Source organism: Pseudomonas sp. FSL W5-0203 (assembly GCF_001896155.1).
Lineage (GTDB): Bacteria > Pseudomonadota > Gammaproteobacteria > Pseudomonadales > Pseudomonadaceae > Aquipseudomonas > Aquipseudomonas paracarnis.
Window position 1 is genome coordinate 36,629 of the sequence record NZ_MPOR01000008.1, and the last position, 24,257, is coordinate 60,885.

Sequence of the window (24,257 nt, forward strand, 5' to 3'; positions counted from 1 at the left end):
CATGCTTAAACGCTGTATTTTCGTGGTCAGCCTCCTGGTCGCCAGCCCTTTGGCCCAAGCGCATATCTTCCAGCGTGAACTGGGTGACTTCGACCTGAAATTAGGCACCACCCCCAGCCGCACCATGGCCCAGGGCCTGGTCAAGCCGACCGCCCCTGGCAGCGACTCGTTCCACGGTGGCCTGGACCTTACCCACGACAGCGGCCTGTATTTCGGCCAGTTTTCCCCAAACATGGGCCTGTCGTCGGCCAATAACCTTGAAGTCGACTCCTACATGGGCTTCAAGCGTCCGTTCGACCAGACCCTGGGCTACGAAGTCGGCTTGATCCACTACAGCTACCCCAAGGTCAGCCCCCTCGACAGCCAGGAGTTCTACGGCGGGCTGAACCTGTTGGGCAACCGCTTTGGCGTGTCCTTCAGCAACGACCCCGACCGCCAGGACAGTACCCTGTTTGCCGACCTGGGCGGTACCCAGCCTTTCGGCATCGGCGTCAGCATGAAGTACACCACCCATCAACTGGGCACACCGGTCTCGGTAGAGAACGGCGCCATCAGCAGTTTCAGCGATTGGTCGGTGCAGTTTTCCCGGGCCTGGAAAGGCATTGACCTGGACCTGATCTACAGCGGCTCCAGCCTCAGCGGCAGTGACTGCTCGGCCTACTCCGGACACAACTCGCAATGTGATGGGCTGTTGACCTTGAAGGCCGCGCGGTCGTTTTATTGATGGGCTGAACTGTCGCACCCCGCGCAGGTTCACATGCATTAACGCCCTCCATGCAAGGACCTGCCCATGTTGCGCCGGCTCAAACTCCTGATGGTACTGCTGACCCTGAGCCTGGTGCTCGCCGGCTGCAATCGCGTGGGCCTGGCCTACCGTAACCTCGACGTGATCATCCCCTGGACCCTCAACGACTACCTGGACATGAATGCCGGGCAAAAGAGCTGGTTCAACGACACCCTCAAGGAACACCTGGCCTGGCACTGCACCACGCAATTGCCTGGCTACCTGGACTGGCTCGACCGCCTGCAGCAGATGGTCGACAGTAACCAGGTCACCGACGCCGCATTGCAAACCCGTACTGTCGAAGCCAAACAGGCAATTGCCGAGATTGCTCGGGAAATCACGCCCTCAGCTGTGCAATTGCTGCAAGGCCTGGACGATCAGCAGGTCAAAGACATGAGCGATGCTCTGGCCAAGGACCTGCGCAAGCGCCAGGACGAATACCTCAAGCCACCACTGGCTCAACAAATCAAGGAACGCGCCGAGCGTATGAGCAAGCGCCTGGACGCCTGGATCGGCCCGTTGAGCCCAGGCCAGCAAAACCGCGTCACGGCCTGGTCGGCCGAGTTGGGCGCGCAAAACCAAGCGTGGATCGGCAACCGCGCCCATTGGCAGGCGCAATTTATCGAGGCGCTGCAACAACGCCACAATGCCGATTTCCCGCAGAAAATCCAGCAACTGCTGGTGGATCGCGAAAGCCTGTGGACCCCGCAATACCGCGCCGCCTACGCACAGACCGAAGCCGCCGCGCGCGGCTTGCTCGTGGACGTGATGGCCCAAAGCTCCCCAGCGCAGCGCCTGAAACTCACCCAAAAAATCGACAAGGTCCGCAGCGACTTCCAGGCGCTTAAATGCCTGAAAAGCGCACAGTCTTAGTCAGGCGCCAAGGTGCCCAGCCAGGCCACCAGGCCAAGGATGAGCACCACAGCGCCAAACTCCAGGGCCATGCTGCGCCGTAACGCACGGATCGCCACGTTATAATCGCCCGCCGCGATAGATTGTTGCAGAAGCGGCGTCAGGTGAAAGCGATTGAGCGCCGCCAAGGCCAGCATCACGCCGAACAACCCCAGCTTCAGGCATAGCAGCACCGCGTAGACTCCGCCGTTGATGCCCCCCAGATTCGGCCCGACAACAAACAGATAATTGGCAACGCCAGTGCCGATCAGCACCAAGACAAATCCCGCGCCAATGCGCTCAAAGCCTGCCAATGCGCTGGCCAGAACCTGCACTCGATCATCCTGTGGCAACGGCGCAGGCATCAACAACAAACCGAATGCCGCCAACGCCCCCACCCAACCCGCCGCTGCCAACAGGTGTGCACTGTCGCTGACGATATGCCACACACCTTGCACGCCTTCGTGCATTACGCCGTGCCCTGTCCACACCAGGGTGGCCAACGCCACGCCAGCCGACAGCGTGGCCAGCGCCAGATGAGTGCTCAGTGCCGCCAGGACCAGCGCCGCGATACGCACCCACCACGTCAGCCCCAAGTCGGTCTGCCACAGCATCATCTGCACATGCGGCCATAGCGCCTGCCAATCAGTGGCGCCGCTCATGGATTGGGTCATGACCAATAGCGACGCCACCGAAAACGCCAGCCCCAAGCCGCCCGTCAATCCCATCCATGCCCTTAGATTGAGCCATCTACGTTGCTCAGCGTGCAGACCATAAAGGCCGAACAGTCCCAATCCAAATAGCATCATCAGGTCGAGATAGAGCGCGAAGCGCAATGCGATGGAGATCAGCTCACTCATGGCTGCACGCTGAACACCACATTACCGGTGATCGGATGTGTATCGGACGACACGGCACGCCAATCCACCCGATAGCTGCCGGTGGTAAGTGCGGAGACCGGCTTGATCAACATCACCTTGGGGTCGCTGCTCGCCGACACGCTGGCCTTCACCGGCATCGGCGAATTGGGCATGCCCGGCATGTCGGTCATGATCAACTTGGCCCCGGAAAACTGGGTCAGCAGGTTTTCTGAGAAATGCAATTCAATCACTGCGGGAGCGGCGCCCTGTGCGCCTGCCGCCGGAATGGATGACAGCAGCTTGGGGTGGGCCGAAGCGGGCAGGCTAAGACTTAAACCTACCCACAGCGCAGCACCCAGCAGCGTGGTTTTCAACATAGACATGCAAGACTCCAGGCCGCGCCAGGCGGCGAATAATAAAAAGGGAAACCCGTCAGAACCACAAGCGCACGCCGACGACCCAGCGCAGTTGATTGATGTCTTCGTCTTCGTCCCGTGCGTATTGCGCGGTCTGGCCATAAGTGCGGTTCCAGCTGAGACCGACATATGGCGCAAACTCGCGGCGAACTTCGTAGCGCAAGCGCAGGCCCAGTTCACTTTCCGCCAAGCCCGAACCAACGCCGCGTTGCGGATCGTTCTGCGCATAGAAGTTGAGTTCGGCGGTCGGCTGCAGGATCAGGCGATTGGTGAGCAGAATGTCGTAGTCACCCTCAAGGCGTGCGGCGGTATGCCCCGATTCGCCGACAAACAACGTGGCTTCGGCCTCGAAGTTGTAGAGCGCCATGCCTTGTAGGCCAAAGGCCGCCCAGCTCTGGCTAGCACCGGGCTTGAAGTCCTGGCGCACGCCGCCGACCACATCCCACCACGGGCTGATTGCGTGCCCCCATAACGCTTGGGCTTCGGCGCTTTCAGTGCGGCCGGCGCTGCGTTCGCCTTCACTGCGTAGCCACAACCGGTCGATGTCACCGCCGACCCAACCCTTGATGTCCCAAGTCTGCGCGTTGCCGTCGCCGCCCTGCCATTCCAACTGGTTGACGAGTAGCATCGAGTTGACGCCGCTGTCGTGCACCTGATGCCCTCCCGGCGCGTTGTAGACCGCTGCACGGTCTGCGTCGGTCAGCGCCGGAATCGGCGTACGGCTTTGCGCCAGCGCTGGCGTCGCCGGGCTCATGCCCTGAAGTTCATCCTCGGCCGCCAACGCCCATGGGGCGAACCCCAGCGTGGCGAAAGCGATGCAAAGGGACGAGACGCAACGGTTCATGCTCGCTTCCTTATTCATGCACGCGCACCTCGCGGAACATGCCCATTTCCATGTGGTACAGCAGGTGGCAGTGATAGGCCCAGCGCCCCAAGGCATCGGCGGTGACGCGGTAACTGCGACGGGAGCCCGGTGGCATGTCGATGGTGTGTTTGCGCACCAGGAACTGGCCGTTTTCGTCCTCCAGGTCGCTCCATAAGCCATGCAGGTGAATCGGGTGGGCCATCATGGTGTCGTTGACCAGCACCACCCGCACGCGCTCGCCATAAGTCAGTTGCAAGGGCTCGGCATCGGAAAACTTCACGCCATTGAACGACCAGGCGAACTTTTCCATATGCCCGGTGAGATGCAATTCGACGGTGCGGGAGGGGTCGCGGCCATCGGGGTCTTCGAAGGTACTGCGCAGGTCGGCATAGGTGAGCACCCGGCGGCCATTGTGGCGCAGGCCGATTCCAGGGTCGTCCAGCTTGGGCACCGGGTTCATCGCCTGCATGTCTACCAGCGCGTTGTTCTGCTCGCTGGCGGGGTGTTTCTGCATGGCCATCGCGCCCATGGCACTGTGATCCATGCCTTCCATGCCCGGCATATCGGCCATGGCACCGTGGTCCATGCCGCCCATGCCCATGTCCTCCATGGTCAGCCACGGGCGCGGATCAAGCAGTGGAACTGAGGCGGTCGCTCCCATCTGCCGGGCGAGGGTGCCACGGGCATAGCCTGTGCGGTCCATGGACTGAGCAAACAGGGTGTAAGCCTCTGCCACAGGCTCGACCAGCACGTCGTAGGTTTCCGCCACGGCGATACGGAACTCGTCGACACTTACCGGCTTTACCGGCTGACCATCCGCGGCGATGACGGTCATTTTCAACCCTGGAATGCGCACATCAAAATAGGTCATCGCCGAGCCATTGATAAAACGCAGGCGAATCGTTTCCCCCGCCTTGAACACTCCGGTCCAGTTCTGTCCAGGCGGCTGGCCGTTGAGCAAGTAGGTGTAGGTCTCGCCGCTGACGTCCGCAAGGTCGGTGGGGTTCATCTTCATTTGCGCCCACATCAGCCGGTCGGCAGCCGTGGCCGACCAGCCCTGCTTGCCCACATCCCGGATAAAATCGCCCAGGGTGGGTTTGTGCAGGTTGTAGTAATCGGACTGCTTCTTGAGGGTTTTCATCAGGGCGACGGGGTCTTCGTCGGTCCAGTCCGACAGCATCACCACGTAATCGCGCTGGTAGCTATAAGGCTCGGGTTCCTTGGGATCGATAACCAGCGGACCGTACACGCCCTGCTGCTCCTGAAGCCCGGAATGGCTGTGGTACCAGTAGGTGCCGTGCTGCTTGACCTTGAACTGGTAAACGTAAAGGCCGCCCGGTTCGATGCCCTTGAAGCTCAGGCCGGGCACGCCGTCCATGGTCGATGGCAACAGGATGCCGTGCCAGTGGATCGAAGTGGGCTCGCCAAGGCGGTTTTTCACGCGCAGGGTCACGGTGTCGCCCTCCCGCCAGCGTAACAGCGGGCCGGGCAGGCTGCCGTTGACGGTCAACGCGGTGCGCGGTTGGCCTGTCAGGTTGACCGGGGTCTGGTCAATAAACAGGTCAAACTCGCTGCCGGCGAGCACCGTGGGCTGGCCGGGGCTGATCAGTGCCCACACAGGGGGGCGCCAAAGCCCGAGCCCGCCCAACAGGCCGCCTGCGGCCAGGCCTTTGACGAATGTGCGTCTGGAGGTTGTGGAGTGCATGCCGATTCAAGTCCGTGAGTTGAATGGCAGCAGATTAGGAGTCGCCGGCTGTCAGCAACCTTAGCGGCAGATTACCGATTCGACAGGTTCACCCGGCACCCTCAGGGGCGCCGGGGGCATAAGAGGATCAGGCGATCTGGGCTTTTGAGGCCACTTCCGCGAACGTTGCCGGATCAAGCGCATCCGCTTGTTCATCCAACACCTGACGCGGATGATCATTGCCCGGAATCGAACTGTCGATCAGCGCCAGCAATTGCGCCCCCAGCGCCGTCAGGATGAAGTTCTCGCCATTGCCGCCCTCTTCCTCAGGCCGCGACTCAATAAAGCCACGCTTGAACAGCAGCGCCTCGTAGTCGGCAGCGGTCTTCTTCAGCGCGTCCAGGTTGCCAGTGTCCTCGCCGGCCGTCGCCTTCTCGGCCGCTTCCTGTTCGGCGTATTTGCGCGGGGCAAAGCTGCCCTCGCCGTTCTGCACTTCATGCAGCAGACGTTCGATCAGATCCCAATTGTAAGTCGTCATCCTGATTCCTCCTGCAGGCCGATGGAGTTAGCCCGTCTTAGGGAGTGACACGTTCCGGCACGGGCCGTTCAACCAAACGGACGGGCGTCATTTCTCTGAACTTTGCAGAGGTTTGCCACCTCAACTGCACATCACTGCCAAGGAAGTCCGACCATGAAAACCTTGATGAAGCTGACTCTCGCCGCCACGCTGATAAGCGCCCTGCCCGCCTGGGGCTGCACGCCCGAGGAGGCCACGACCAAGCGGGAGGAACTGGCCAAGGAAGTGACCAAGCTCACCGAGCAGAACCCGACCAAGGCCAAGGAGATGAATGACCAGTTACAGAAGATGGACCTGGATACCGAAAGCGCCGAGTTTCCCGACAAGTGCCAGTTGATCGATGCGCGGCTCAAGGAGCTCAGAGAAGCTGCGGGGAAGCGTTGAGCACAGCGCGACGCTGATGGCGAAAAAAAACCGGACATCGTCCGGTTTTTTTAGGCCCGCCTGCTTATTCGGCAGCCGGAGCTTCTGGCTTGCGGCGCTTGAGCGGGGCCATGCCGTCCTTGCTGACGAGCGACAGGTTGTCGGTCTTCGGCCGGTTGGCGATCTTGCGCTTGGTCGGTGACTTGGCGGCGGTTTTTTTCTTGTCGCCCTTGGCGTCGGTCTTTTTCTTCTTCACGCCAACGGCCTTGCCCGACGCCTTGACCTTCTTCGGCCCGGTGTACGTGCCTTTGACTTCCTTGATGGTGCGGCGCTCGAACGACTGCTTCAGGTAGCGTTCGATGCTCGACATCAGGTTCCAGTCGCCGTGGCAGATCAGCGAGATGGCCAGGCCATCGTTGCCGGCCCGTCCGGTACGGCCGATGCGGTGCACGTATTCGTCGCCGCTGCGGGGCATGTCGAAGTTGATCACCAGGTCCAGGCCGTCCACGTCGAGGCCGCGCGCGGCAACGTCGGTGGCCACCAGGATCTTCACGCCGCCCGCCTTGAGACGGTCGATGGCCAGCTTGCGGTCCTTCTGGTCTTTCTCGCCGTGCAGTACGAACGCCTTGTATTCCTGCGCAACCAGGCGCCCGTAGATACGGTCGGCGGCGGCACGGGTGTTGGTGAACACGATGGCCTTCTGGTAGGTCTCGTTGGCCAGCAACCAGTTCAGGATCTGTTCTTTATGCACGTTATGGTCAGCGGTAACGATCTGCTGACGCGTGGTGGCGTTCAGGTCGCTGACGTTGTTGACCTGCAAGTGCTCAGGGTTGTTCAGCACCTTGGCGACCATGTCGCGCAGGGTCGAACCACCGGTGGTGGCGGAGAACAGCATGGTCTGCTGGCGGTTGACGCACTCGCCGACCAGACGTTGCACATCATCGGCAAAGCCCATGTCGAGCATGCGGTCGGCTTCGTCGAGCACCAGCACTTCGACTTCCTTGAGATCAAGGTTGCCAGCGTTGAGTTGCTCGATCATGCGCCCTGGGGTGCCGATCAGGATGTCCGGCACCTTGCGCAGCATCGCGGCCTGGACCTTGAAGTCTTCGCCACCGGTGATGATGCCGGACTTGATGAAGGTGAACTGCGAAAAGCGTTCGACTTCCTTCAGGGTTTGCTGGGCCAGCTCGCGGGTCGGCAGCAGGATCAGGGTCTTGATGCTGACGCGCACCTTGGCCGGGCCGATCAGGCGGTTAAGTACCGGCAGGACGAAAGCGGCGGTCTTGCCGCTGCCGGTTTGCGCCGTCACCCGCAGGTCACGCCCTTGCAGCGCGAGCGGGATGGCCGCTGCTTGCACAGGCGTAGGCTCGACAAATTTAAGCTCGGCCACGGCTTTAAGCAGGCGTTCGTGCAGGGCGAATTGGGAAAACACGGGTGCTACCTCGAAGAAATACAAATATCAGCTGCATAGGTTACCGGTTTCGGGCGCCCAAACCGAGTTTCTTTACGCGAACGGGGCTAATCAGCTGCTTTTTTGTCAGCGATTTTGTCCAGAGCGTCAACTTTGTTGCACTTAAATGCTCTAATCGCCCCGTGTTGTCTTACAGAAGAATCGGTTCACGCATGGATATCAAACAGCTCTGGCTCAACGTCCAAGACCTTTGGGGCGCCCTAGATGAACACCCGGTCCTGCATTCCAGCCTCGGCTTGCTGGTGTTGCTGGTGGTGGCATTGGTGGTGGGACGGGTCGCCCGTTACCTCATCCTGCACGCGGTCAAATTGCTCGGCCGGCAGCCGGCCCTGCACTGGCTGAACGACCTGCGGCATAACAAAGTCTTCCATCGCCTGGCGCAAATGACGCCGTCGCTGGTGGTCCAGTTCGGTCTGTACCTGGTGCCGGACCTGAGCAAGACCGCCATCCTGTTCATCGGCAACGTCGCCCTGGCGATCAGCATTCTGTTCATGGTTTTGGCCATGAGTGCCCTGCTCAACGCGCTGCTGGATATCTACGCACGCACCGAACACGCACGCACCCGCTCGATCAAGGGCTATGTGCAATTGGCGAAAATGGTGCTGTTCGTGTTCGGCGCGATCATCATCGTCGCCACCCTGATCGACCGCTCGCCACTGTTGCTGCTCTCAGGCCTGGGTGCGATGTCGGCGGTGATTCTGTTGGTGTACAAGGACACCCTGCTGTCGTTCGTCGCCAGTGTGCAATTGACCAGCAACGACATGCTGCGCGTCGGTGACTGGATCGAAATGCCCCAGGTCGGGGCCGATGGCGATGTGGTGGATATCACGCTGCACACGGTGAAGGTGCAGAACTTCGACAAGACCATCGTCTCCATCCCCACCTGGCGCCTGATGTCCGAGTCGTTCAAGAACTGGCGTGGCATGCAGGCCTCCGGTGGGCGCCGTATCAAGCGCAGCCTGTACATCGACGCCAGCGGCGTACGCTTCCTGAACGATGAGGAAGAAGTGCGCATGACCCAGGTGCACTTGCTCAGCGGCTACATCAGCCGCAAACAGGCCGAACTCAAGGCCTGGAACGAGGCCCAGGGCCACAGCGCGCAACTGTCGGCCAACCGTCGGCGCATGACCAACCTCGGCACCTTCCGCGCCTACGCCCTGGCGTACCTGCAAAGCCACCCGGACATCCAGCCGAACATGACCTGCATGGTGCGCCAGATGCAAACCACCGCCCAGGGCGTGCCGCTGGAGATCTACTGCTTTACCCGCACCACGGCGTGGGGCGATTACGAGCGGATCCAGGGCGATATCTTCGATTATCTATTGGCAGTGTTGCCGGAGTTCGGGCTGAGCCTGTATCAACAGCCGAGCGGCAACGACCTGCGGGCCGGCGTGCTGCCTGCATTGGCCGGGGCCACTCAGGTACACGTGGCCGAAACGGCATGAGGTGATGCACGCGGGATTACGGCAGTGATGCCGTAATCTCCTTGCGGCACACCTCAAGCACTTCATCGGCCAGGGCGGAATCATCCGGGCACGCCCGCGACAACATGATTGCGCCGATGGCATGGGCCATGCTGTCGAGCATTTTCGCCCGCACGTCTTCTTTTGGCCCGTCATGAGCCGCGTTGTACTTTGCCTCCAGGGCCTGCAGGGTATTTTCCAAACCCTCGGCAAAGGTCGCCTTCAGCGTGTCCGACTGACGGGCGGCATCGGCACACAACGCCGCCAATGTGCATCCGCCGCCGCGATGGTCGCGGTGCTGCCTGGACAGGTAAACCTCGAAAAACTGCTCCACCTCCCTCTCCGCGCTGTCGGCCAGTGACTGCGCCAGGCTGTTAGCGGCTGCTTCCGCCATCAAGTCCGCCTTGGAACCGAAGTGCTTGTAAAAGCCGCCTTGGGTAAAACCGGCCGCAGCCATCAACTCGGCCACGCCCACCCCATCGAAACCCCGCTCGCGAAACAACTCGGAAGCTGTCGCGACGATATGGGCCCGATTGCTCTGTGACTGCGCCTTGGTGATCTTCATGTCTGTGGTCCTGACAGCGTGCGAGATAGGCATATTACTATGATGTCGATCATAATCAAAACCGTTGACAGCTTTGATTATGATCGACATCATAAAACCTCCTCGCACTCACAGAGCATCACACCATGAGTACTTCCAACACCGTTCTGATCACTGGCGCTTCGACCGGCATTGGCGCCGCCTACGCCGAACGCTTTGCCGCACGCGGCCACGACCTCGTACTGGTCGCCCGTGACATCACGCGCCTGGAAGCGCTCGCTGCCCGACTGCGCGAACAGCATGCCGTCAGCATTGATATCCTCCCCGCCGACCTGACCCAGACCGCTGACCTGGCAGCAGTTGAAGCGCGCCTGCGCGAGGACGCCAACATTGGCACCCTGGTCAACAATGCCGGCGCCGCGCAGTCTGGCGGTTTTATCGAACAGTCCACCGACAGCGTCGCGCAGTTGGTCGCCCTCAACACCACTGCACTGGTGCGCCTGGCCAGTGCCATCGCCCCGCGCCTGGCGGCAGCGGGCAACGGCGCTATCATCAACATTGGCTCGGTAGTGGGCCTGGCCCCGGAATTCGGCATGACGGTATACGGCGCGACCAAGGCGTTCGTGCTGTTCCTGTCTCAGGGCATGAGCCTGGAGCTGGCGCCCAAAGGCGTGTACGTGCAAGCCGTGCTGCCCGCCGCCACGCGTACCGAGATCTGGGAGCGGGCGGGCATTGACATCAACACCCTCACGGACGTGATGGAAGTGGGCGATCTGGTGGACGCGGCGTTGGTGGGTTTTGATCGCCGCGAGCCGGTGACCATTCCGCCGTTGCAGGACGGCGCCCGTTGGGACGCGTTGCAGGCTGCGCGGCAAGGCTTGCTGGCACAGATCAAGCAGTCCCAGGTTGCCGAGCGTTACCTGGCCAACGCCTGAACAACCGGTAGCAGGCGTGCTGCGCGCCTGCCCCTTCTCACCGAAGCAACGAGCGTTGAACCATGAAGGCATTTTCCATCGAACGGTACGGCAAACAGCCCGGCCGCCTCACCGAGGCCCCCGCGCCTGTTGTGGGTGAGCATGACGTGCTGGTTCAGGTGCGGGCCAGCAGCGTCAATGTGCTGGATGCAAAGATCGCCAAGGGCGAATTCAAACTGATCCTGCCCTATGCGTTGCCGTTGACACTGGGCAATGACCTGGCCGGCGTGGTGCTCAGCGTCGGCGCGGCGGTACGACGCTTCAAGCCGGGGGACGAAGTCTACGCTCGCCCGCCCCAGCAACGTATCGGCACCTTCGCCGAGCGGATTGCCGTGCACGAAGACGCACTGGCGCGCAAACCCGACAACATCACCATGGAGCAAGCCGCGGCCCTGCCCCTGGTCGCGCTCACGGCGTGGCAGGTGCTGGTGGAAACCGCGAAGCTGAAGAAAGGCCAGAAAGTGTTCATTCATGCGGGCTCAGGCGGGGTGGGCAGTATCGCCATCCAGTTGGCCAAGCATTTGGGCGCTTTTGTCGCGACCACCACCAGCACCGCCAATGTGGAGTGGGTCAAAGCGTTGGGCGCAGATGTGGTGGTCGACTACAAACAGCAAGCCTTCGAGACCGTGCTGCGGGATTACGATGTGGTGCTGAACAGCCTCGGCCCGGATGCGCTGGCCAAGTCACTGAAGATTCTCAAGCCCGGCGGTCAGCTCATCTCCATCTCCGGCCCACCGACGCCCGCCTTCGCCCGCGCCCAGAACCTGCCCTGGTTATTGGGCCTGGTCATGGGTGTGTTGAGCAGCAGTATCCGCAGGAAAGCGCGCAAGCAAGGCGTGAGCTATGACTTTGTCTTCATGCGGGCCAGTGGCGCGCAACTGGATGAAATCACCACGCTGGTCGAGTCGGGGATTATCCGGCCGGTCATCGACCGAACCTTCCCTTTCGAATCCACAGCCGCGGCCCTGGACTACGTCGAACAAGGCCGTGCCAAAGGCAAAGTGGTGATCACGATGGAGACGGCACCGCCCGACGCACACCCAGCCGGCTGATCCACACCGCCCCCAGAATCACCAGACCGCCCAGGGCCAAACGACCCAGCGGTTCGTGCTGGTTCCAGATCAGCAGGTTCAGCAGCAACCCCACCGGCACATGCAGGTTGTTCATCACCGCCAGGGTGCCGCCATTGACCAGGCAGGCGCCCTTGTTCCACCAGTACATGCCCAGCGCGGTACTGACCACTCCGAGGAACACCAGCACGCCCCATTGCAGCGGCGCTTGCGGCAGGAAGTCAGCCTTGGCGAACAGCAGGAACGCCGGCAACACCACCATCAAGGCGCCCAGGTAGAAATAACCGAAACGCCGGAAGTGCGGCTGGTCACTGGGATAACGCGCCACCAGGTGCTTGTACATGACTTGCCCGGCGGCGTAGGTGAAATTGGCCAATTGCAGCAGCAAGAACCCCATCAGGAAATGCGGGGTGATCTGATCGAAACGAATCACCGCCGCACCGCCCACCGCCACCAGGGCCGCCACCAGCGCCCAGGGATTGAAGCGGCGATTAAGCGCGTCCTCGATCAGGGTCACATGCAGCGGCGTGAGGATGGTGAACAGCAGCACTTCCGGCACCGTCAGCACGCGAAAGCTCAGGTACAGACATACGTAGGTCACGCCGAACTGCAATGCACCGATCACCAACATGCCGCGCATGAACGCGGGCTCCACCGAGCGCCAGCGCGTCAGCGGAATAAAGATCAGCCCGGCCAGCACCACGCGCACCAGCACCGCAAAGTAACTGTCGACGTGACCGGCGAGGTATTCGCCAATCAAGCTGAAGGAAAATGCCTGAATCAGGGTGACAACCAGTAGATAGCCCATGCGCGCCTCGTTTCGAATGGGCGCGACATTAAAGCTTTTTGGTTTTTGAAGAAACTCGGCGCAAAAAAAACCCGACCTCGCTAAAGCGGCAGTCGGGCGGGAGCACTCAGGAGCAAAAGTGCAAAGGGAGGTTCGATACGCGTACTTGAAGGGTTTGCGTGGCGCTATATAAGCAGCACGGGATTATCTGACGATTAACGCCTCAGGCGACCTGGGCCAGTTGCGCCTTGGCATGATTGACGCCCTTCTCCTGGAAGTCGCCGCCCAGGTTGACGCCTTCGGCGTGAATGAAGGTAACGTCATGAATGCCGATAAATGCCATGACCTGGCGCAGGTACGGTTCCTGGTGATCCGAGGTGGCGCCAGTGTGGATACCACCGCGTGCGGTGAGCACGATAGCGCGCTTGCCGGTCAACAGACCCTGGGGCCCGGTGGCGGTGTATTTAAAGGTCACACCCGCCCGCAACACGTGATCCAGCCAGGCTTTAAGGGTGCTCGGAATGGCGAAGTTGTACATCGGCGCGGCCAGCACCAACACGTCGGCGGCCAGCAGTTCGTCAGTTAACTCGTTGGAGCGGTCCAGGGACACCTGTTCGTCGTCGTTACGCTGCTCCGCCGGTTTCATCCAGCCGCCCAGCAGGTTGGCATCCAGATGGGGTACCGGATTGAGCGCTACGTCGCGCACGGTGATGCGGTCTGCCGGATGGGCGACTTGCCATTGGCTGATGAACTGTTGGGTGAGCTGGCGGGAAATGGAATCCTGCTGGCGCGCACTGCTTTCGATGATCAGGACATTGGACATGGCTTCGTAGGCTCCATCGGTAATTGCTGTAAGTCGATGGAGAGAAGGTTAACCAGGGCCTATTCGATAAAAAAGCGCAAAAAACTGCTACAACCCATCTAGAAATTTGTTTATAAGCGGAGTATTCCTGTGAGCACGCTCCGCTGTTGCTTTATTTTGGCGCGCAGTCCAGGGCAATACGCATCTTGATGATGGCGCGGTTGAACTTGACCGTGGTGTTAGTGCTTTTGCCAGCAGGCACGGTCACGGTACGACGGCGTGGCGATTCCGGGCCGTTGGTAAAGGTGACCTTGCACACCGCGTCCTGGGCGCCGTAGTTGTTCAGCTGGATCGAACTGATGTCGCCGTCCACATCGGAGGCGGTGTAATCAATGCTCACGCCATCGATCTTTTTCGTCACGTCGATAGGATAGGCAAACGCGCTCATCGGCAGCAGCGCCAGCAACACACAACACAATTTTCTCATTCGGCAGTCTCCAATAAGGACCGCCAGCTTAGGACAAGAGGAGCTCATCTTGAAAGCGCCCCGCGTTACCCTCGATCAATGGCGCACCTTGCAAGCCGTGGTCGACCATGGCGGCTTTGCCCAAGCCGCCGAAGCGCTGCATCGTTCGCAATCTTCAGTGAGCTACACCGTGGCGCGCATGCAGGACCAACTCGGCGTCCCCTTGCTGCGTATCGACGGGCGCAAGGCGGTGCTGACCGAGGCCGGTGAGGTGCTGCTGCGCCGATCCCGCCAACTGGTGAAAAACGCCAGCCAGCTGGAAGACCTCGCTCATCATATGGAACAGGGCTGGGAAGCCGAAGTGCGCTTGGTGGTGGACGCCGCCTACCCCAGCGCACGTCTCGTTCGCGCATTAACCGCCTTTATGCCGCAAAGCCGTGGCTGCCGGGTGCGCCTGCGCGAAGAAGTACTGTCCGGCGTCGAAGAGTTGCTGCTCGACGGCATGGCGGACCTGGCCATTTGCGGTTTTATCATCCCGGGCTACCTGGGCACGGAAATGAGCGATGTGGAGTTCGTCGCCGTGGCCCACCCCGATCACTCGCTGCATCGCCTCAACCGTGAGCTGAGTTTCCACGACCTGGAGAGCCAGATGCAGGTGGTGATCCGTGACTCCGGCCGCCAACAACCGCGCGACGTCGGCTGGCTCGGCGCCGAACAGCGCTGGACCGTCGGCAGCCTCGCTACCGCGGCCACCTTCGTCGCCAGCGGCCTGGGCTTTGCCTGGCTGCCCCGGCACATGATCGAGCGCGAACTCAAGGAGGGCGTGCTCAAGCAGCTTCCCCTGGAAAAAGGTGGCAGTCGCAACCCGACGTTTTACCTGTACTCCAACAAAGACAAACCCTTGGGGCCCGCCACGCAGATTCTCGTGGAATTGCTGCGCACCTTTGACACCGCTCCCCTGGACGCGCCCTTCGCCGCTCCTCAACAAGCCTGAAACGGAGTTCATCCATGGCCTGGTTCGACCATGAAGGCTGCAGCCTGCATTACGAGGAATACGGCCATGGCAACCCCCTGATCCTGATTCACGGCCTGGGCTCCAGCAGCCAGGATTGGGAACTGCAAGTACCGGTACTCGCCCGGCACTACCGCCTGATCGTGGTTGACGTGCGCGGCCATGGTCGCTCGGACAAACCCCGGGAGCGCTACAGCATCAAAGGGTTTACCTTCGACCTGGTCGCCCTGATCGAACACCTCGACCTGCCAGCGGCCCACGTGGTGGGTTTATCCATGGGCGGCATGATCGCCTTCCAACTGGCGGTGGATGAACCCCGGCGGGTCAAGAGCCTGTGCATCGTCAACAGCACGCCTGAGGTCAAGGTGCGCAGTGCCGATGACTATTGGCAGTGGGCCAAACGCTGGACCCTGGCCCGTGTGCTCAGCCTGGGCACCATCGGCAAGGCCCTGGGCGATCGGCTGTTCCCCAAACCTGAGCAGGCCGACCTGCGCCGCAAGATGGCCGAGCGCTGGGCAAGAAACGACAAACGTGCTTATCTCGCCAGCTTCGACGCCATTGTGGGCTGGGGCGTGCAGGAACAACTGTCGAGAATTGCCTGTCCAACCCTGGTCATCAGCGCCGACCATGACTACACCCCCGTGGCGCAGAAAGAAATCTATGTAAAACTGCTGCCCGATGCGCGGCTGGTGGTCATCGAAGATTCCCGCCATGCCACGCCCTTGGATCAACCCGAGGTCTTTAACGCGACCTTGCTCGACTTTCTAAAGACCGTCGAAACCACTACCCAGGATCACTGACCCATGCTGAAAAAAATCGCCTTCTTTGCCGGTTCCGCCTTGTTTGCTGCCAACCTGATGGCAGCTGAGCCGGCCAAGGCGCCACATGTTTTGCTCGACACCACCAACGGCCAGATTGAAATCGAACTGGACCCGGTCAAGGCGCCGATCAGCACCAAGAACTTCCTGGCCTATGTCGACAAGGGCTTCTACACCAATACGATCTTTCACCGCGTGATCCCGGGCTTCATGGTCCAGGGCGGCGGGTTCACCCAGCAAATGTCACAAAAGCCGACCGAAGCACCGATCAAGAACGAAGCCAGCAATGGCCTGCATAACGTGCGTGGCACCTTGTCCATGGCTCGCACCAATGACCCGAACTCGGCCACCAGCCAATTCTTCATCAACGTGGCTGACAATGCCTTCCTCGACCCGGGCCGCGATGCCGGTTATGCCGTGTTCGCCAAAGTGGTCAAGGGCATGGACGTGGTCGACATCATCGTCAACTCCCAGACCACCACCAAGCAAGGCATGCAGAACGTGCCTATCGATCCTGTGATCATCAAGTCGGCCAAGCGCATCGACTGAGGTCCGCAGGCAGCTTTGCACGGTGCCCGCATGGCACCGTGCACCTTTGAAAGGAGAGCCCGCCCGGCGGGCGTCAAACCTAATGCTCTATCGTCGTTTTGAACAGCTGATCGATATTTTCCGCGACGCCCCCAGCGCGGCCCCTCCCGAAAAAGTCCTGCCGTTCTATCTCTATTACCTGCGCCAGGTGTGGCCGTGCTTCGCCGCGCTGCTGGTGGTGGGACTGGTCGGCGCCCTGATCGAAGTCGCGTTGTTCAGCTACCTGAGCCGCATCATCGACCTGGCCCAGGGCACGCCACCGGCGAATTTCTTCCAGATCCACAGCGCCGAGCTGATCTGGATGGCCGTGGTGGCCCTGTTGTTGCGCCCGCTCTTCAACGGCCTGCATGACTTGCTGGTGCACCAGACCATCAACCCCGGCATGACCAGCCTGATTCGCTGGCAGAACCACAGCTACGTGCTCAAGCAGAGCCTGAATTTCTTCCAGAACGACTTTGCCGGGCGCATCGCCCAGCGGATCATGCAAACCGGCAACTCCTTGCGTGACTCGGCGGTGGCGACCGCAGAAGCTATCTGGCACGTGTCGATCTACGCCATCAGTGCCCTGGTGTTGTTTGCCGAGGCCGACTGGCGGCTGATGATTCCGCTGATTACCTGGATCGTTTGCTACAGCCTGGCCTTGCGTTACTTCGTGCCTCGGGTGAAAGAACGCTCGGTGGTCTCCTCGGAGGCGCGCTCCAAGTTGATGGGCCGAATTGTTGACGGCTATACCAATATCACCACCTTGAAGCTGTTCGCCCATACCCGGAATGAACAGGAATACGCCAAGCAAGCGATCATCGAGCAGACCGAAAAAACCCAACTGGCCGCCCGGGTGCTCACCGGCATGGACACCGTAATCTGTATTCTGAACGGCCTGCTGATCGTCACCACCACCGGCCTGGCCCTGTGGCTGTGGACACAGTCGCTGATTTCCGTGGGCGCGATTGCCCTGGCCACAGGCCTAGTGATCCGCATCGTCAACATGTCCGGCTGGATCATGTGGGTGGTCAACGGCATCTTCGAAAACATCGGTATCGTGCAGGACGGCCTGAAGACCATCGCCCAGCCACTGGCCGTGGTCGATCGTGAAAACGCTCCGCGCCTGACGGTGCCCCACGGCCAGGTGCGCTTCGAGCAGGTGGACTTCCACTACGGCAAGAAGAGCGGAATCATTGGCGGCCTCAACCTTGAGATCAAGGCCGGGGAAAAGATCGGCTTGATCGGCCCGTCCGGCGCGGGCAAGTCGACGCTGGTCAACCTGCTGCTGCGCCTGTACGACCTGCAGGGCGGACGCATTCTCATCGACGGCCAGGACATCGCCGAGGTCGCCCAGGAAAGCCTGCGCGCACAAATCGGCATGATCACCCAAGACACCTCGTTGCTGCACCGCTCGATCCGCGACAACCTGCTGTATGGCAAGCCCGACGCGACTGACGAGGAACTCTTGGCGGCGGTGCACAAGGCCCGCGCCGATGAGTTCATCCCACTGCTGTCGGATTCCGAGGGCCGCACCGGGCTGGATGCCCATGTGGGTGAGCGCGGCGTGAAACTCTCCGGCGGGCAACGCCAGCGTATCGCTATCGCACGCGTGCTGCTCAAGGACGCGCCGATCCTGATCATGGACGAAGCCACCTCTGCGCTGGACTCGGAAGTGGAAGCGGCGATCCAGGAGAGCCTGGAAACCCTGATGCAGGGCAAGACGGTGATTGCGATTGCGCACCGGTTGTCGACCATCGTACGAATGGACCGCCTGGTGGTGCTGGAAAAAGGCCAGATCGCCGAGAGCGGCAGCCATTCCGAGTTGCTGGCATACGGCGGGCTTTATTCGCGGTTATGGCAGCATCAGACCGGGGGTTTTGTCGGCATAGACTGATTTCGCTGGGTAAAGCCCCGCTCAATTCCGAACAATTCTGACAGCTTTCTCTATCTGGCTGGTCTTGCGACACAATCCTGCTGTACTGCAATCAGGCCCCAGGAGGGCCCTGATTTAAGGCGGCAGGGAAGCCACACAGACCGTTAATCAGATAGAGCAATCTAAGGAAGTGTTCATGTCACTGTTCAAACGTTCCGTAACGGAAGGACTGGGTACGTTTTGGCTGGTGTTGGGTGGCTGCGGGAGTGCGGTGTTGGCCGCAGCGTTCCCCAACGTCGGCATCGGCCTGCTCGGTGTGTCCCTGGCTTTTGGGCTCACGGTGCTGACCATGGCATTTGCCATCGGGCATATCAGCGGCTGCCACCTTAACCCGGCCGTCTCGGTGGGGTTGGTGGTGGGCGGCAGATTCCCGGCCAGGGAGTTGCCGGCCTACATCGTGTCGCAAGTGATCGGTGGCGCCATCGCCGCCGCACTGCTGTACTTCATCGCCAGCGGCAAGCCTGGGTTCGAGCTAGCGTCCGGGCTGGCAAGCAATGGTTATGGCGAGCATTCACCCGGAGGTTATTCAATGGCGGCAGGCTTTGTCTGTGAGCTGGTGATGACGGCGATGTTCGTGCTGATCATCCTTGGCGCCACCGACCGTCGAGCCCCGGCAGGCTTCGCGCCCATCGCCATTGGCCTGGGGCTGACGCTGATCCACCTGATCTCCATCCCGGTGACCAACACCTCGGTCAACCCGGCCCGCAGCACAGGGCCTGCGTTGATTGTCGGCGGCTGGGCGCTGCAACAATTGTGGCTGTTCTGGCTCGCGCCGATCCTCGGCGCGGTGATCGGCGGCATTACGTACCGATGGTTGGGTGCAGAAAAAACAGCTTGACCCAATCCCTGTAGGAGCGAGCTTGCTCGCTCCTACAGGGTGTTTCACGTGCCGTCAGAGTGCCGATAAGGCAGGGCCGCCCTCGCCTCTTCGGCATACGCCAGAACCCCCACCCGCTCTCGCTCAAGAAAATCCTCCACGGCACTCTTCAACCCCGGGTGGCGCAAGTAGTGCCATGACCGCGTAATCACCGGCTCAAACCCGCGAATCAATTTGTGCTCCCCCTGGGCACCCGCATCGAAGCGTTGCAGGCCGTGGGCGATGGCGTAGTCCATGCCTTGGTAGAAACAGGTCTCGAAATGCAGGCGGTCGAATTCCGCCAGGCAGCCCCAGTAGCGGCCATAGAAGCTGTCGCCGCCAAGCAGGCTGAAGGCCATGGCCACCGGGCGCGTGCCTTGTTTGGCCAAGACTACGCGGATGGCTGCGGGCATGCGCTCAGCCAGCAGGCTGAAAAATGCGCGGGTCAGGTAGGGCGATTGCCGACGCACCGCGTAGGTGTTGGCGTAGCAGGCGTAGACAAAATCCCACTGGGCTTCGCTCAGCTCATGGCCTTGCAACCACTCGAACTCGATACCCTGCCCTGCCACTTGTTCACGTTCTTTGCGCATCTGTTTGCGCTTGCGTGAACTCAGCGCGTCGAGGAAATCCTGGAAGTCGCGGTAGCCTCGGTTCTGCCAATGAAACTGGCAACCCAAGCGTTGCAACCAGCCGGGGTGTTGGGCCATGGCTTGATCGGCGAGGGCATCGGTAAAGTTGATATGGGCGCTCGACAGGCCTTCGATCTGCAGATAACCCGGCAGGCTATTGAGCAACTCAAAAGCGTCGGCGGCACTGGCAGCCAATACCCGCGGCCCACCGACCGGGCTGAACGGCACGGCCGTCAGCAACTTGGGGTAATAGTCGATGCCGGCGCGCTCGCAGGCGTCGGCCCAACCGTGATCGAACACGTACTCGCCATAAGAATGCCATTTGCGATAACCCGGCAATGCCGCCATCAACCGGTCGCCTTCCCAGTGCAGCAAGTGCTCCGTCTGCCAGCCCGAATGCGGGCCGATGCTGGCGCTGTCTTCCAGCGCACTCAGAAACCCATGCTGCATAAACGGCTGGGCCTGTGGCATCAGGGCATCCCACGTGTGCGCAGCGATATCGGACAAGCTGTCCAGGCGTTGCAGCGGCATCGGCATCCTCATTGTTTCTTGGCATGAAAACCTGGCGAGTATCGCTGATCACAGCCGCGCGCACATCCTCAAAACACGCGGACAGGGCTCAAAACCCTTAGTTCCGTAGCGTAACGATTTGTCATCTAGATGAAATCACTTAGCCACTACTCCGTCATAAACGGTCGCGATACTGACGCCAGTTTTTAGAGCGTCCGGGTCTACCGGGCGACATTTTTTCCGTCCGTCATGGGTCGGTTGTGTCCTGGAGGGTGTTGCCCTCCCTCCTCACTTTCGGAGATTGATATGCGTCTTGCTTCCACTAAAACTGCGGCGGTCCTGTGTGGCGGCCTGTTGCTGGCACTGAGCGTTCCGGCCAGCGCTGCAGTCGACGCTAAATTGCTCGACATGCTCAAGGCCAACGGCCAGATCACCGCGGCGCAGTACACCGAACTGCAAATGGAACTGGCCAGAGATCAGAAAGAGCAGCAGATCGCACGCCAGGCTCAACAAGAGACCAACGAGCAGATCGCGGCCACCGCGAAAAAAACCAACGAGCTGAGCAGCTTCGACCAGAAATTGGCTTGGGCAGCCAAGACCCAGTTCAAGGGTGACGTGCGCTTCCGCCAGGAAACCATAAAGATCGACGGCGAACCCAACAACGGTGGGCGTGACAAGGACCGTCAACGCATTCGTGCCCGCCTGGGTGCCTACACCGAAATCAACCCGCAGGTGGACACCGGTATCCGTATCGCCACCGGCGGCGGCGATGATGCACGCTCCACCAACCAGGACCAGGATGGCTACTTCGATAAGAAGTCGATCTGGCTGGACCTCGGCTACATCGACTACCACCCGGACCAGATCAAGAACCTGCACGTGATCGGCGGCAAGATGCTGCAGCCGTGGGTGAACATGGGCGATGTGATCTGGGATAGCGACATCAACCCTGAAGGCCTGGCCGTCACCTACAAATACCCACTGGGTAGCAGCGCGGAGCTGTTCGGTAGCCTGGGTAACTACAACCTCAAGGACAACGTCGACGGTGACGGCGTGCAATTTCGCCATGACCTGCGCCTGACGTCCGGCCAGTTGGGTACGCGTTTCTCGGTCACCGACAACCTGAAAATGACCTTGGGCGGCAGCATCTACGCCTACAAGAACGACGAAGACAGCCGCTGCACAACCACCACCACGCCTTGCGCATTGGCGGTCAACGGCAACTCGGCCAACAATGAATTCCGCTTGTACGAAGGCTTTGCGCAAGCAGACATCGGTGGCCTGGCCGTGCCGCTGTCGTTCTACGGCCAGTACGTGAAAAACAACGATGCGGTGACCGACCAGGACACCGCCTGGTTGCTGGGTGCCAAGTCCAAGGTGTTCGGTTTGAACCTGGACTACAACTACCGCGACGTTCAACGTAATGCCGTCGTCGGCGCCTTCACCGATTCGGACTTCGCCAACGGCACCACCGGCTCGCGCGGTCACAAGATGAAAGTCAGCTACGACATCGACAAGAACTTCGCCATCGGCGCCACCTACTTCCTGACCAAGGCTGACTTTGCCAGCCGGACCCAGCGCGATGCCGACACCAACACCTTGCAGTTGGATGCTGAAGCCAAGTTCTAACGCTTAACATGTAGGAGCGAGCAAGCTCGCTCCTACATGGTGTCTTTAAGCCGCTCGGCGGCCAGTTGTTCGGCCAGCGCATCAACCCCCTCCACCGGCTCCTGCGGCATACGCTTGAGCGTTGCCTGCATCAGGCGCATCTGACGGATAAAGCGCCGGCAGTTCGGGCAGAACATCAAGTGATGACGCACCAGCAGACGCTCCCGAAAGGTCAATTGCCCATCGAGGTAGTCACTGGAACGCGCTACTTGTTCTTTACAGGTCAACATTCGCCCGTTTCCTCAAAATGCTCTACCGTGGCGAAGACTTTAAGCCGCGCTCGATGCAACAGCACACGGACATTGGAGAGTGAAAGGGTCAGAAGATTACAGATTTCTTCCAATTCCAGGCCCTGGCGTTCACGCAGTACCAGCACACTGCTTTGCAATTCGGACAAACTCAGAATCGTATGCTCCAGGCACTTGCGCAATTCATCTTCGGTCAGCAGCGCTTCCGGGGTGTCCTGGTGCCAAGCGTAAGGGGCGACAGCCCAATGGCCATCATCCGGGCTGAAGCGGTCATCGCCGATAGTGCCGTGAGGCGAGGGTAAATCGTCGAGAAGGACTTCCCGACGATTTTGTTTGTAACGGCTCTTTGCGGAATTGGCAGTGATCGTCAATAACCATGTCTTGAGGCTAGATCGCCCTTCGAACTTGGCCAGGTTGCGCACCACCGAGAGCCAGGCATCTTGCACCACCTCATCGGCATGGCGCTGGCCGACGATGGCATACGCCACTGCCCGCATCGCACTCTGGTACGTGTTGACCAAATCCTTATAAGCCCGCTGCTCACCCTTGAGCAGGCGTTCAAGCAGGTGCGCATCGTCCGCTGCGGCCATCGTTTACCTCAATCTTGCCGTGGAAATACGCTCAATGTGGGAGCTGGCTTGCCTGCGATCCAGACAACTCGGTGATTCAGGCACACCGAGCCGATGCCTTCACAGGCAAGCCAGCTCCCACAGTTGACCGCGTCCGGCCACATACTCAGCGTTTGCGCAGGATCACACTGCCAATCGAATACCCGGCGCCAAAGGAGCTGAGTACGGCAACCGCGCCCTTGGGCAGGTCATCCTGATAAGTGTGGAACGCAATCACCGAGCCGGCCGAGCTCGTATTGGCGTAAGTATCGAGGATCACCGGTGCTTCTTCTACTGACGCGTCGCGCCCCAGCAGTTTCTTCACGATCAGATGGTTCATGCTCAGGTTGGCCTGGTGCAGCCAGAAACGCTTCACATCAGTAACACTCAGCTGGTTTTCTGCCAGGTGCTCGCCGATCAATTCGGCCACCATCGGGCAGACATCACGGAACACCTTGCGGCCTTCCTGCACGAACAGCTTGTCGGGGGCGCCGATGCCCTCTTCCGCCGTGCGATTGAGGAAGCCAAAGTTGTTGCGGATGTTGTTGGAGAACTTGGTCAGCAGCTTGGTACTCACCACGTCGAACTGATGTTCGGACGTCGCCAGGTCAGCACGCTCCAGGATCACCGCCGTGGCAGCATCACCGAAGATGAAGTGGCTGTCACGGTCACGAAAGTTCAGGTGGCCGGTGCAGACTTCCGGGTTGACCATCAGGATCGCCCGGGCCTGGCCCAACTGGATGCTGTTGGCCGCGTTCTGGATGCCGAAGGTGGCCGAGGAACACGCCACGTTCATGTCGAAACCGAAACCCTGGATACCCAAGGCTTCCTGGACTTCAATGGCGATCGCCGGGTAGGCGCGTTGCAGGTTGGAGCAGGCGACAATCACGCCGTCGATGTCGGCGGCGGTCTTGCCGGCGCGCTGCAGGGCTTGTTCGGCGGCACCGATGGCCATCTGGCAAAGCACCGACCATTCGTCGTTGCTGCGCTCGGGCAGGCGCGGAGCCATGCGCTGTGGATCGAGGATGCCGTCCTTGTCCATCACAAAACGGCTCTTGATGCCGGATGCCTTTTCAATGAATGCCGCGCTCGACTCGGTCAGCGCCTGCACATCGCCACGTTCGATAGCGGCGGCGTTGTCGGCGTTGAACTGTTGTACGTAGGCATTGAAAGACTGCACCAGCTCTTCGTTGGAAATGCTGTTGGCCGGGGTGTACAGGCCAGTGCCGCTGATGACGACGTTATGCACGGTCGTTCCTCTAAATCTGTCAGGCAGAAGATATTGGTACCGTCGTACCAAAATTAAAGTCGTTTGATGTCATCCAGCGGGCATCAAACTGGCAATGCTTTTATTCAATCTTGTGACCGCGAAGTTTGCCACAACACCG

Annotated in this window: 26 protein-coding genes; 12 read left to right on the top strand and 14 right to left on the bottom strand. The window is 60.5% G+C overall.

The window, feature by feature from the left end; translation table 11 throughout:
• Position 1: 1 nt before the first annotated feature.
• Both BOP96_RS09685 and BOP96_RS09690 read left to right on the top strand, forming a co-directional pair.
• Complete coding sequence (locus tag BOP96_RS09685; RefSeq protein ID WP_019820453.1) at positions 2-724, top strand: TorF family putative porin; 723 nt, start codon at positions 2-4, stop codon at positions 722-724.
• A gap of 66 nt (positions 725-790) precedes the next feature.
• Positions 791-1,657 carry a DUF6279 family lipoprotein gene (locus BOP96_RS09690; RefSeq protein WP_020302672.1) on the top strand — a complete coding sequence of 289 codons (867 nt, stop codon included), beginning with the start codon at positions 791-793 and terminating at the stop codon, positions 1,655-1,657.
• On the opposite strand, the gene copD is transcribed toward BOP96_RS09690, so the two are convergent.
• The 5 genes from copD to BOP96_RS09715 all read right to left on the bottom strand — a co-directional run bounded on the left by copD (position 1,654) and on the right by BOP96_RS09715 (position 6,038).
• Positions 1,654-2,535: a copper homeostasis membrane protein CopD gene (copD, locus tag BOP96_RS09695; RefSeq protein ID WP_003193101.1), complete on the bottom strand. Its 882-nt coding sequence runs from the start codon at positions 2,533-2,535 to the stop codon at positions 1,654-1,656. The genes BOP96_RS09690 and copD overlap by 4 nt on opposite strands.
• A complete protein-coding gene (copC, locus tag BOP96_RS09700; RefSeq protein ID WP_003193103.1) occupies positions 2,532-2,918 on the bottom strand; it encodes a copper homeostasis periplasmic binding protein CopC in 387 nt (128 codons plus the stop codon). The genes copD and copC overlap by 4 nt, the downstream gene beginning before the upstream one ends.
• Before the next feature lie 49 nt (positions 2,919-2,967).
• Positions 2,968-3,795 (bottom strand): copper resistance protein B, encoded by an 828-nt coding sequence (locus BOP96_RS09705; RefSeq protein WP_014719414.1) that lies wholly within the window; start codon positions 3,793-3,795, stop codon positions 2,968-2,970.
• Positions 3,796-3,805: 10 nt separating this feature from the next.
• Positions 3,806-5,521, bottom strand: coding sequence for a copper resistance system multicopper oxidase (locus BOP96_RS09710; RefSeq protein WP_014719415.1), 1,716 nt, complete (start codon positions 5,519-5,521; stop codon positions 3,806-3,808).
• Positions 5,522-5,648: 127 nt separating this feature from the next.
• Positions 5,649-6,038, bottom strand: coding sequence for a hypothetical protein (locus BOP96_RS09715; protein ID WP_014719416.1), 390 nt, complete (start codon positions 6,036-6,038; stop codon positions 5,649-5,651).
• 153 nt (positions 6,039-6,191) lie between these two features.
• On the opposite strand from BOP96_RS09715, the gene BOP96_RS09720 reads away from it, so the two are divergent.
• Positions 6,192-6,461: a hypothetical protein gene (locus BOP96_RS09720; protein ID WP_014719417.1), complete on the top strand. Its 270-nt coding sequence runs from the start codon at positions 6,192-6,194 to the stop codon at positions 6,459-6,461.
• A gap of 64 nt (positions 6,462-6,525) precedes the next feature.
• Here the strand turns inward: BOP96_RS09720 and BOP96_RS09725 are convergent, their stop codons facing one another.
• Positions 6,526-7,872, bottom strand: coding sequence for a DEAD/DEAH box helicase (locus BOP96_RS09725; RefSeq protein ID WP_014719418.1), 1,347 nt, complete (start codon positions 7,870-7,872; stop codon positions 6,526-6,528).
• Positions 7,873-8,063: 191 nt separating this feature from the next.
• On the opposite strand from BOP96_RS09725, the gene BOP96_RS09730 reads away from it, so the two are divergent.
• Positions 8,064-9,356, top strand: coding sequence for a mechanosensitive ion channel family protein (locus BOP96_RS09730; RefSeq protein ID WP_073452555.1), 1,293 nt, complete (start codon positions 8,064-8,066; stop codon positions 9,354-9,356).
• A gap of 16 nt (positions 9,357-9,372) precedes the next feature.
• Here the strand turns inward: BOP96_RS09730 and BOP96_RS09735 are convergent, their stop codons facing one another.
• Positions 9,373-9,939: a TetR/AcrR family transcriptional regulator gene (locus tag BOP96_RS09735; RefSeq protein WP_014719420.1), complete on the bottom strand. Its 567-nt coding sequence runs from the start codon at positions 9,937-9,939 to the stop codon at positions 9,373-9,375.
• A gap of 125 nt (positions 9,940-10,064) precedes the next feature.
• Here BOP96_RS09735 and BOP96_RS09740 point away from each other — a divergent pair, with 125 nt between their 5' ends.
• Together BOP96_RS09740 and BOP96_RS09745 are read left to right on the top strand one after the other, a co-directional pair.
• A complete protein-coding gene (locus tag BOP96_RS09740) occupies positions 10,065-10,853 on the top strand; it encodes an SDR family NAD(P)-dependent oxidoreductase (RefSeq protein WP_014719421.1) in 789 nt (262 codons plus the stop codon).
• A 62-nt stretch (positions 10,854-10,915) separates the two neighbouring features.
• Positions 10,916-11,944, top strand: coding sequence for an NADP-dependent oxidoreductase (locus tag BOP96_RS09745; RefSeq protein WP_060767369.1), 1,029 nt, complete (start codon positions 10,916-10,918; stop codon positions 11,942-11,944).
• On the opposite strand, the gene BOP96_RS09750 is transcribed toward BOP96_RS09745, so the two are convergent.
• The 3 genes from BOP96_RS09750 to BOP96_RS09760 all read right to left on the bottom strand — a co-directional run bounded on the left by BOP96_RS09750 (position 11,901) and on the right by BOP96_RS09760 (position 14,038).
• The gene (locus BOP96_RS09750) at positions 11,901-12,770 is read right to left on the bottom strand and encodes a carboxylate/amino acid/amine transporter (RefSeq protein ID WP_014719423.1); all 870 of its coding nucleotides are present in this window, start codon (positions 12,768-12,770) and stop codon (positions 11,901-11,903) included. The genes BOP96_RS09745 and BOP96_RS09750 overlap by 44 nt on opposite strands.
• Positions 12,771-12,972: 202 nt before the next feature.
• Positions 12,973-13,572, bottom strand: coding sequence for an FMN-dependent NADH-azoreductase (locus tag BOP96_RS09755; RefSeq protein ID WP_073452557.1), 600 nt, complete (start codon positions 13,570-13,572; stop codon positions 12,973-12,975).
• Positions 13,573-13,723: 151 nt separating this feature from the next.
• Positions 13,724-14,038: a 3-phosphoglycerate kinase gene (locus BOP96_RS09760; RefSeq protein ID WP_014719425.1), complete on the bottom strand. Its 315-nt coding sequence runs from the start codon at positions 14,036-14,038 to the stop codon at positions 13,724-13,726.
• 49 nt (positions 14,039-14,087) lie between these two features.
• Between BOP96_RS09760 and BOP96_RS09765 the strand changes: the two genes are divergently transcribed.
• The 5 genes from BOP96_RS09765 (at position 14,088) to aqpZ (ending at position 19,188) form a co-directional block, all read left to right on the top strand.
• A complete protein-coding gene (locus tag BOP96_RS09765) occupies positions 14,088-15,011 on the top strand; it encodes a LysR family transcriptional regulator (protein ID WP_014719426.1) in 924 nt (307 codons plus the stop codon).
• A gap of 14 nt (positions 15,012-15,025) precedes the next feature.
• On the top strand, positions 15,026-15,829 hold the full coding sequence (locus tag BOP96_RS09770) for an alpha/beta fold hydrolase (protein ID WP_073452559.1): 804 nt from the start codon (positions 15,026-15,028) through the stop codon (positions 15,827-15,829).
• A 3-nt stretch (positions 15,830-15,832) separates the two neighbouring features.
• Positions 15,833-16,396: a peptidylprolyl isomerase A gene (locus tag BOP96_RS09775; protein ID WP_014719428.1), complete on the top strand. Its 564-nt coding sequence runs from the start codon at positions 15,833-15,835 to the stop codon at positions 16,394-16,396.
• Between the two features lie 82 nt (positions 16,397-16,478).
• A complete protein-coding gene (locus BOP96_RS09780) occupies positions 16,479-18,311 on the top strand; it encodes an ABC transporter ATP-binding protein (protein WP_073452561.1) in 1,833 nt (610 codons plus the stop codon).
• 175 nt (positions 18,312-18,486) lie between these two features.
• On the top strand, positions 18,487-19,188 hold the full coding sequence (gene aqpZ, locus BOP96_RS09785; RefSeq protein WP_019820470.1) for an aquaporin Z: 702 nt from the start codon (positions 18,487-18,489) through the stop codon (positions 19,186-19,188).
• Positions 19,189-19,232: 44 nt separating this feature from the next.
• On the opposite strand, the gene BOP96_RS09790 is transcribed toward aqpZ, so the two are convergent.
• On the bottom strand, positions 19,233-20,366 hold the full coding sequence (locus BOP96_RS09790) for a GNAT family N-acetyltransferase (protein ID WP_014719431.1): 1,134 nt from the start codon (positions 20,364-20,366) through the stop codon (positions 19,233-19,235).
• A gap of 285 nt (positions 20,367-20,651) precedes the next feature.
• Between BOP96_RS09790 and BOP96_RS09795 the strand changes: the two genes are divergently transcribed.
• Complete coding sequence (locus tag BOP96_RS09795; RefSeq protein WP_003193136.1) at positions 20,652-21,974, top strand: putative porin; 1,323 nt, start codon at positions 20,652-20,654, stop codon at positions 21,972-21,974.
• 32 nt (positions 21,975-22,006) lie between these two features.
• Here the strand turns inward: BOP96_RS09795 and BOP96_RS09800 are convergent, their stop codons facing one another.
• From BOP96_RS09800 to BOP96_RS09815, 3 genes are all read right to left on the bottom strand, one after another.
• Positions 22,007-22,243, bottom strand: coding sequence for an anti-sigma factor family protein (locus tag BOP96_RS09800; RefSeq protein WP_073452563.1), 237 nt, complete (start codon positions 22,241-22,243; stop codon positions 22,007-22,009).
• Positions 22,237-22,851 carry an RNA polymerase sigma factor gene (locus BOP96_RS09805; RefSeq protein WP_014719433.1) on the bottom strand — a complete coding sequence of 205 codons (615 nt, stop codon included), beginning with the start codon at positions 22,849-22,851 and terminating at the stop codon, positions 22,237-22,239. Before BOP96_RS09805 ends, BOP96_RS09800 begins: the two co-directional genes overlap by 7 nt.
• A 145-nt stretch (positions 22,852-22,996) precedes the next feature.
• Complete coding sequence (locus tag BOP96_RS09815; protein ID WP_003193141.1) at positions 22,997-24,118, bottom strand: beta-ketoacyl-ACP synthase III; 1,122 nt, start codon at positions 24,116-24,118, stop codon at positions 22,997-22,999.
• Positions 24,119-24,257 lie beyond the last annotated feature (139 nt).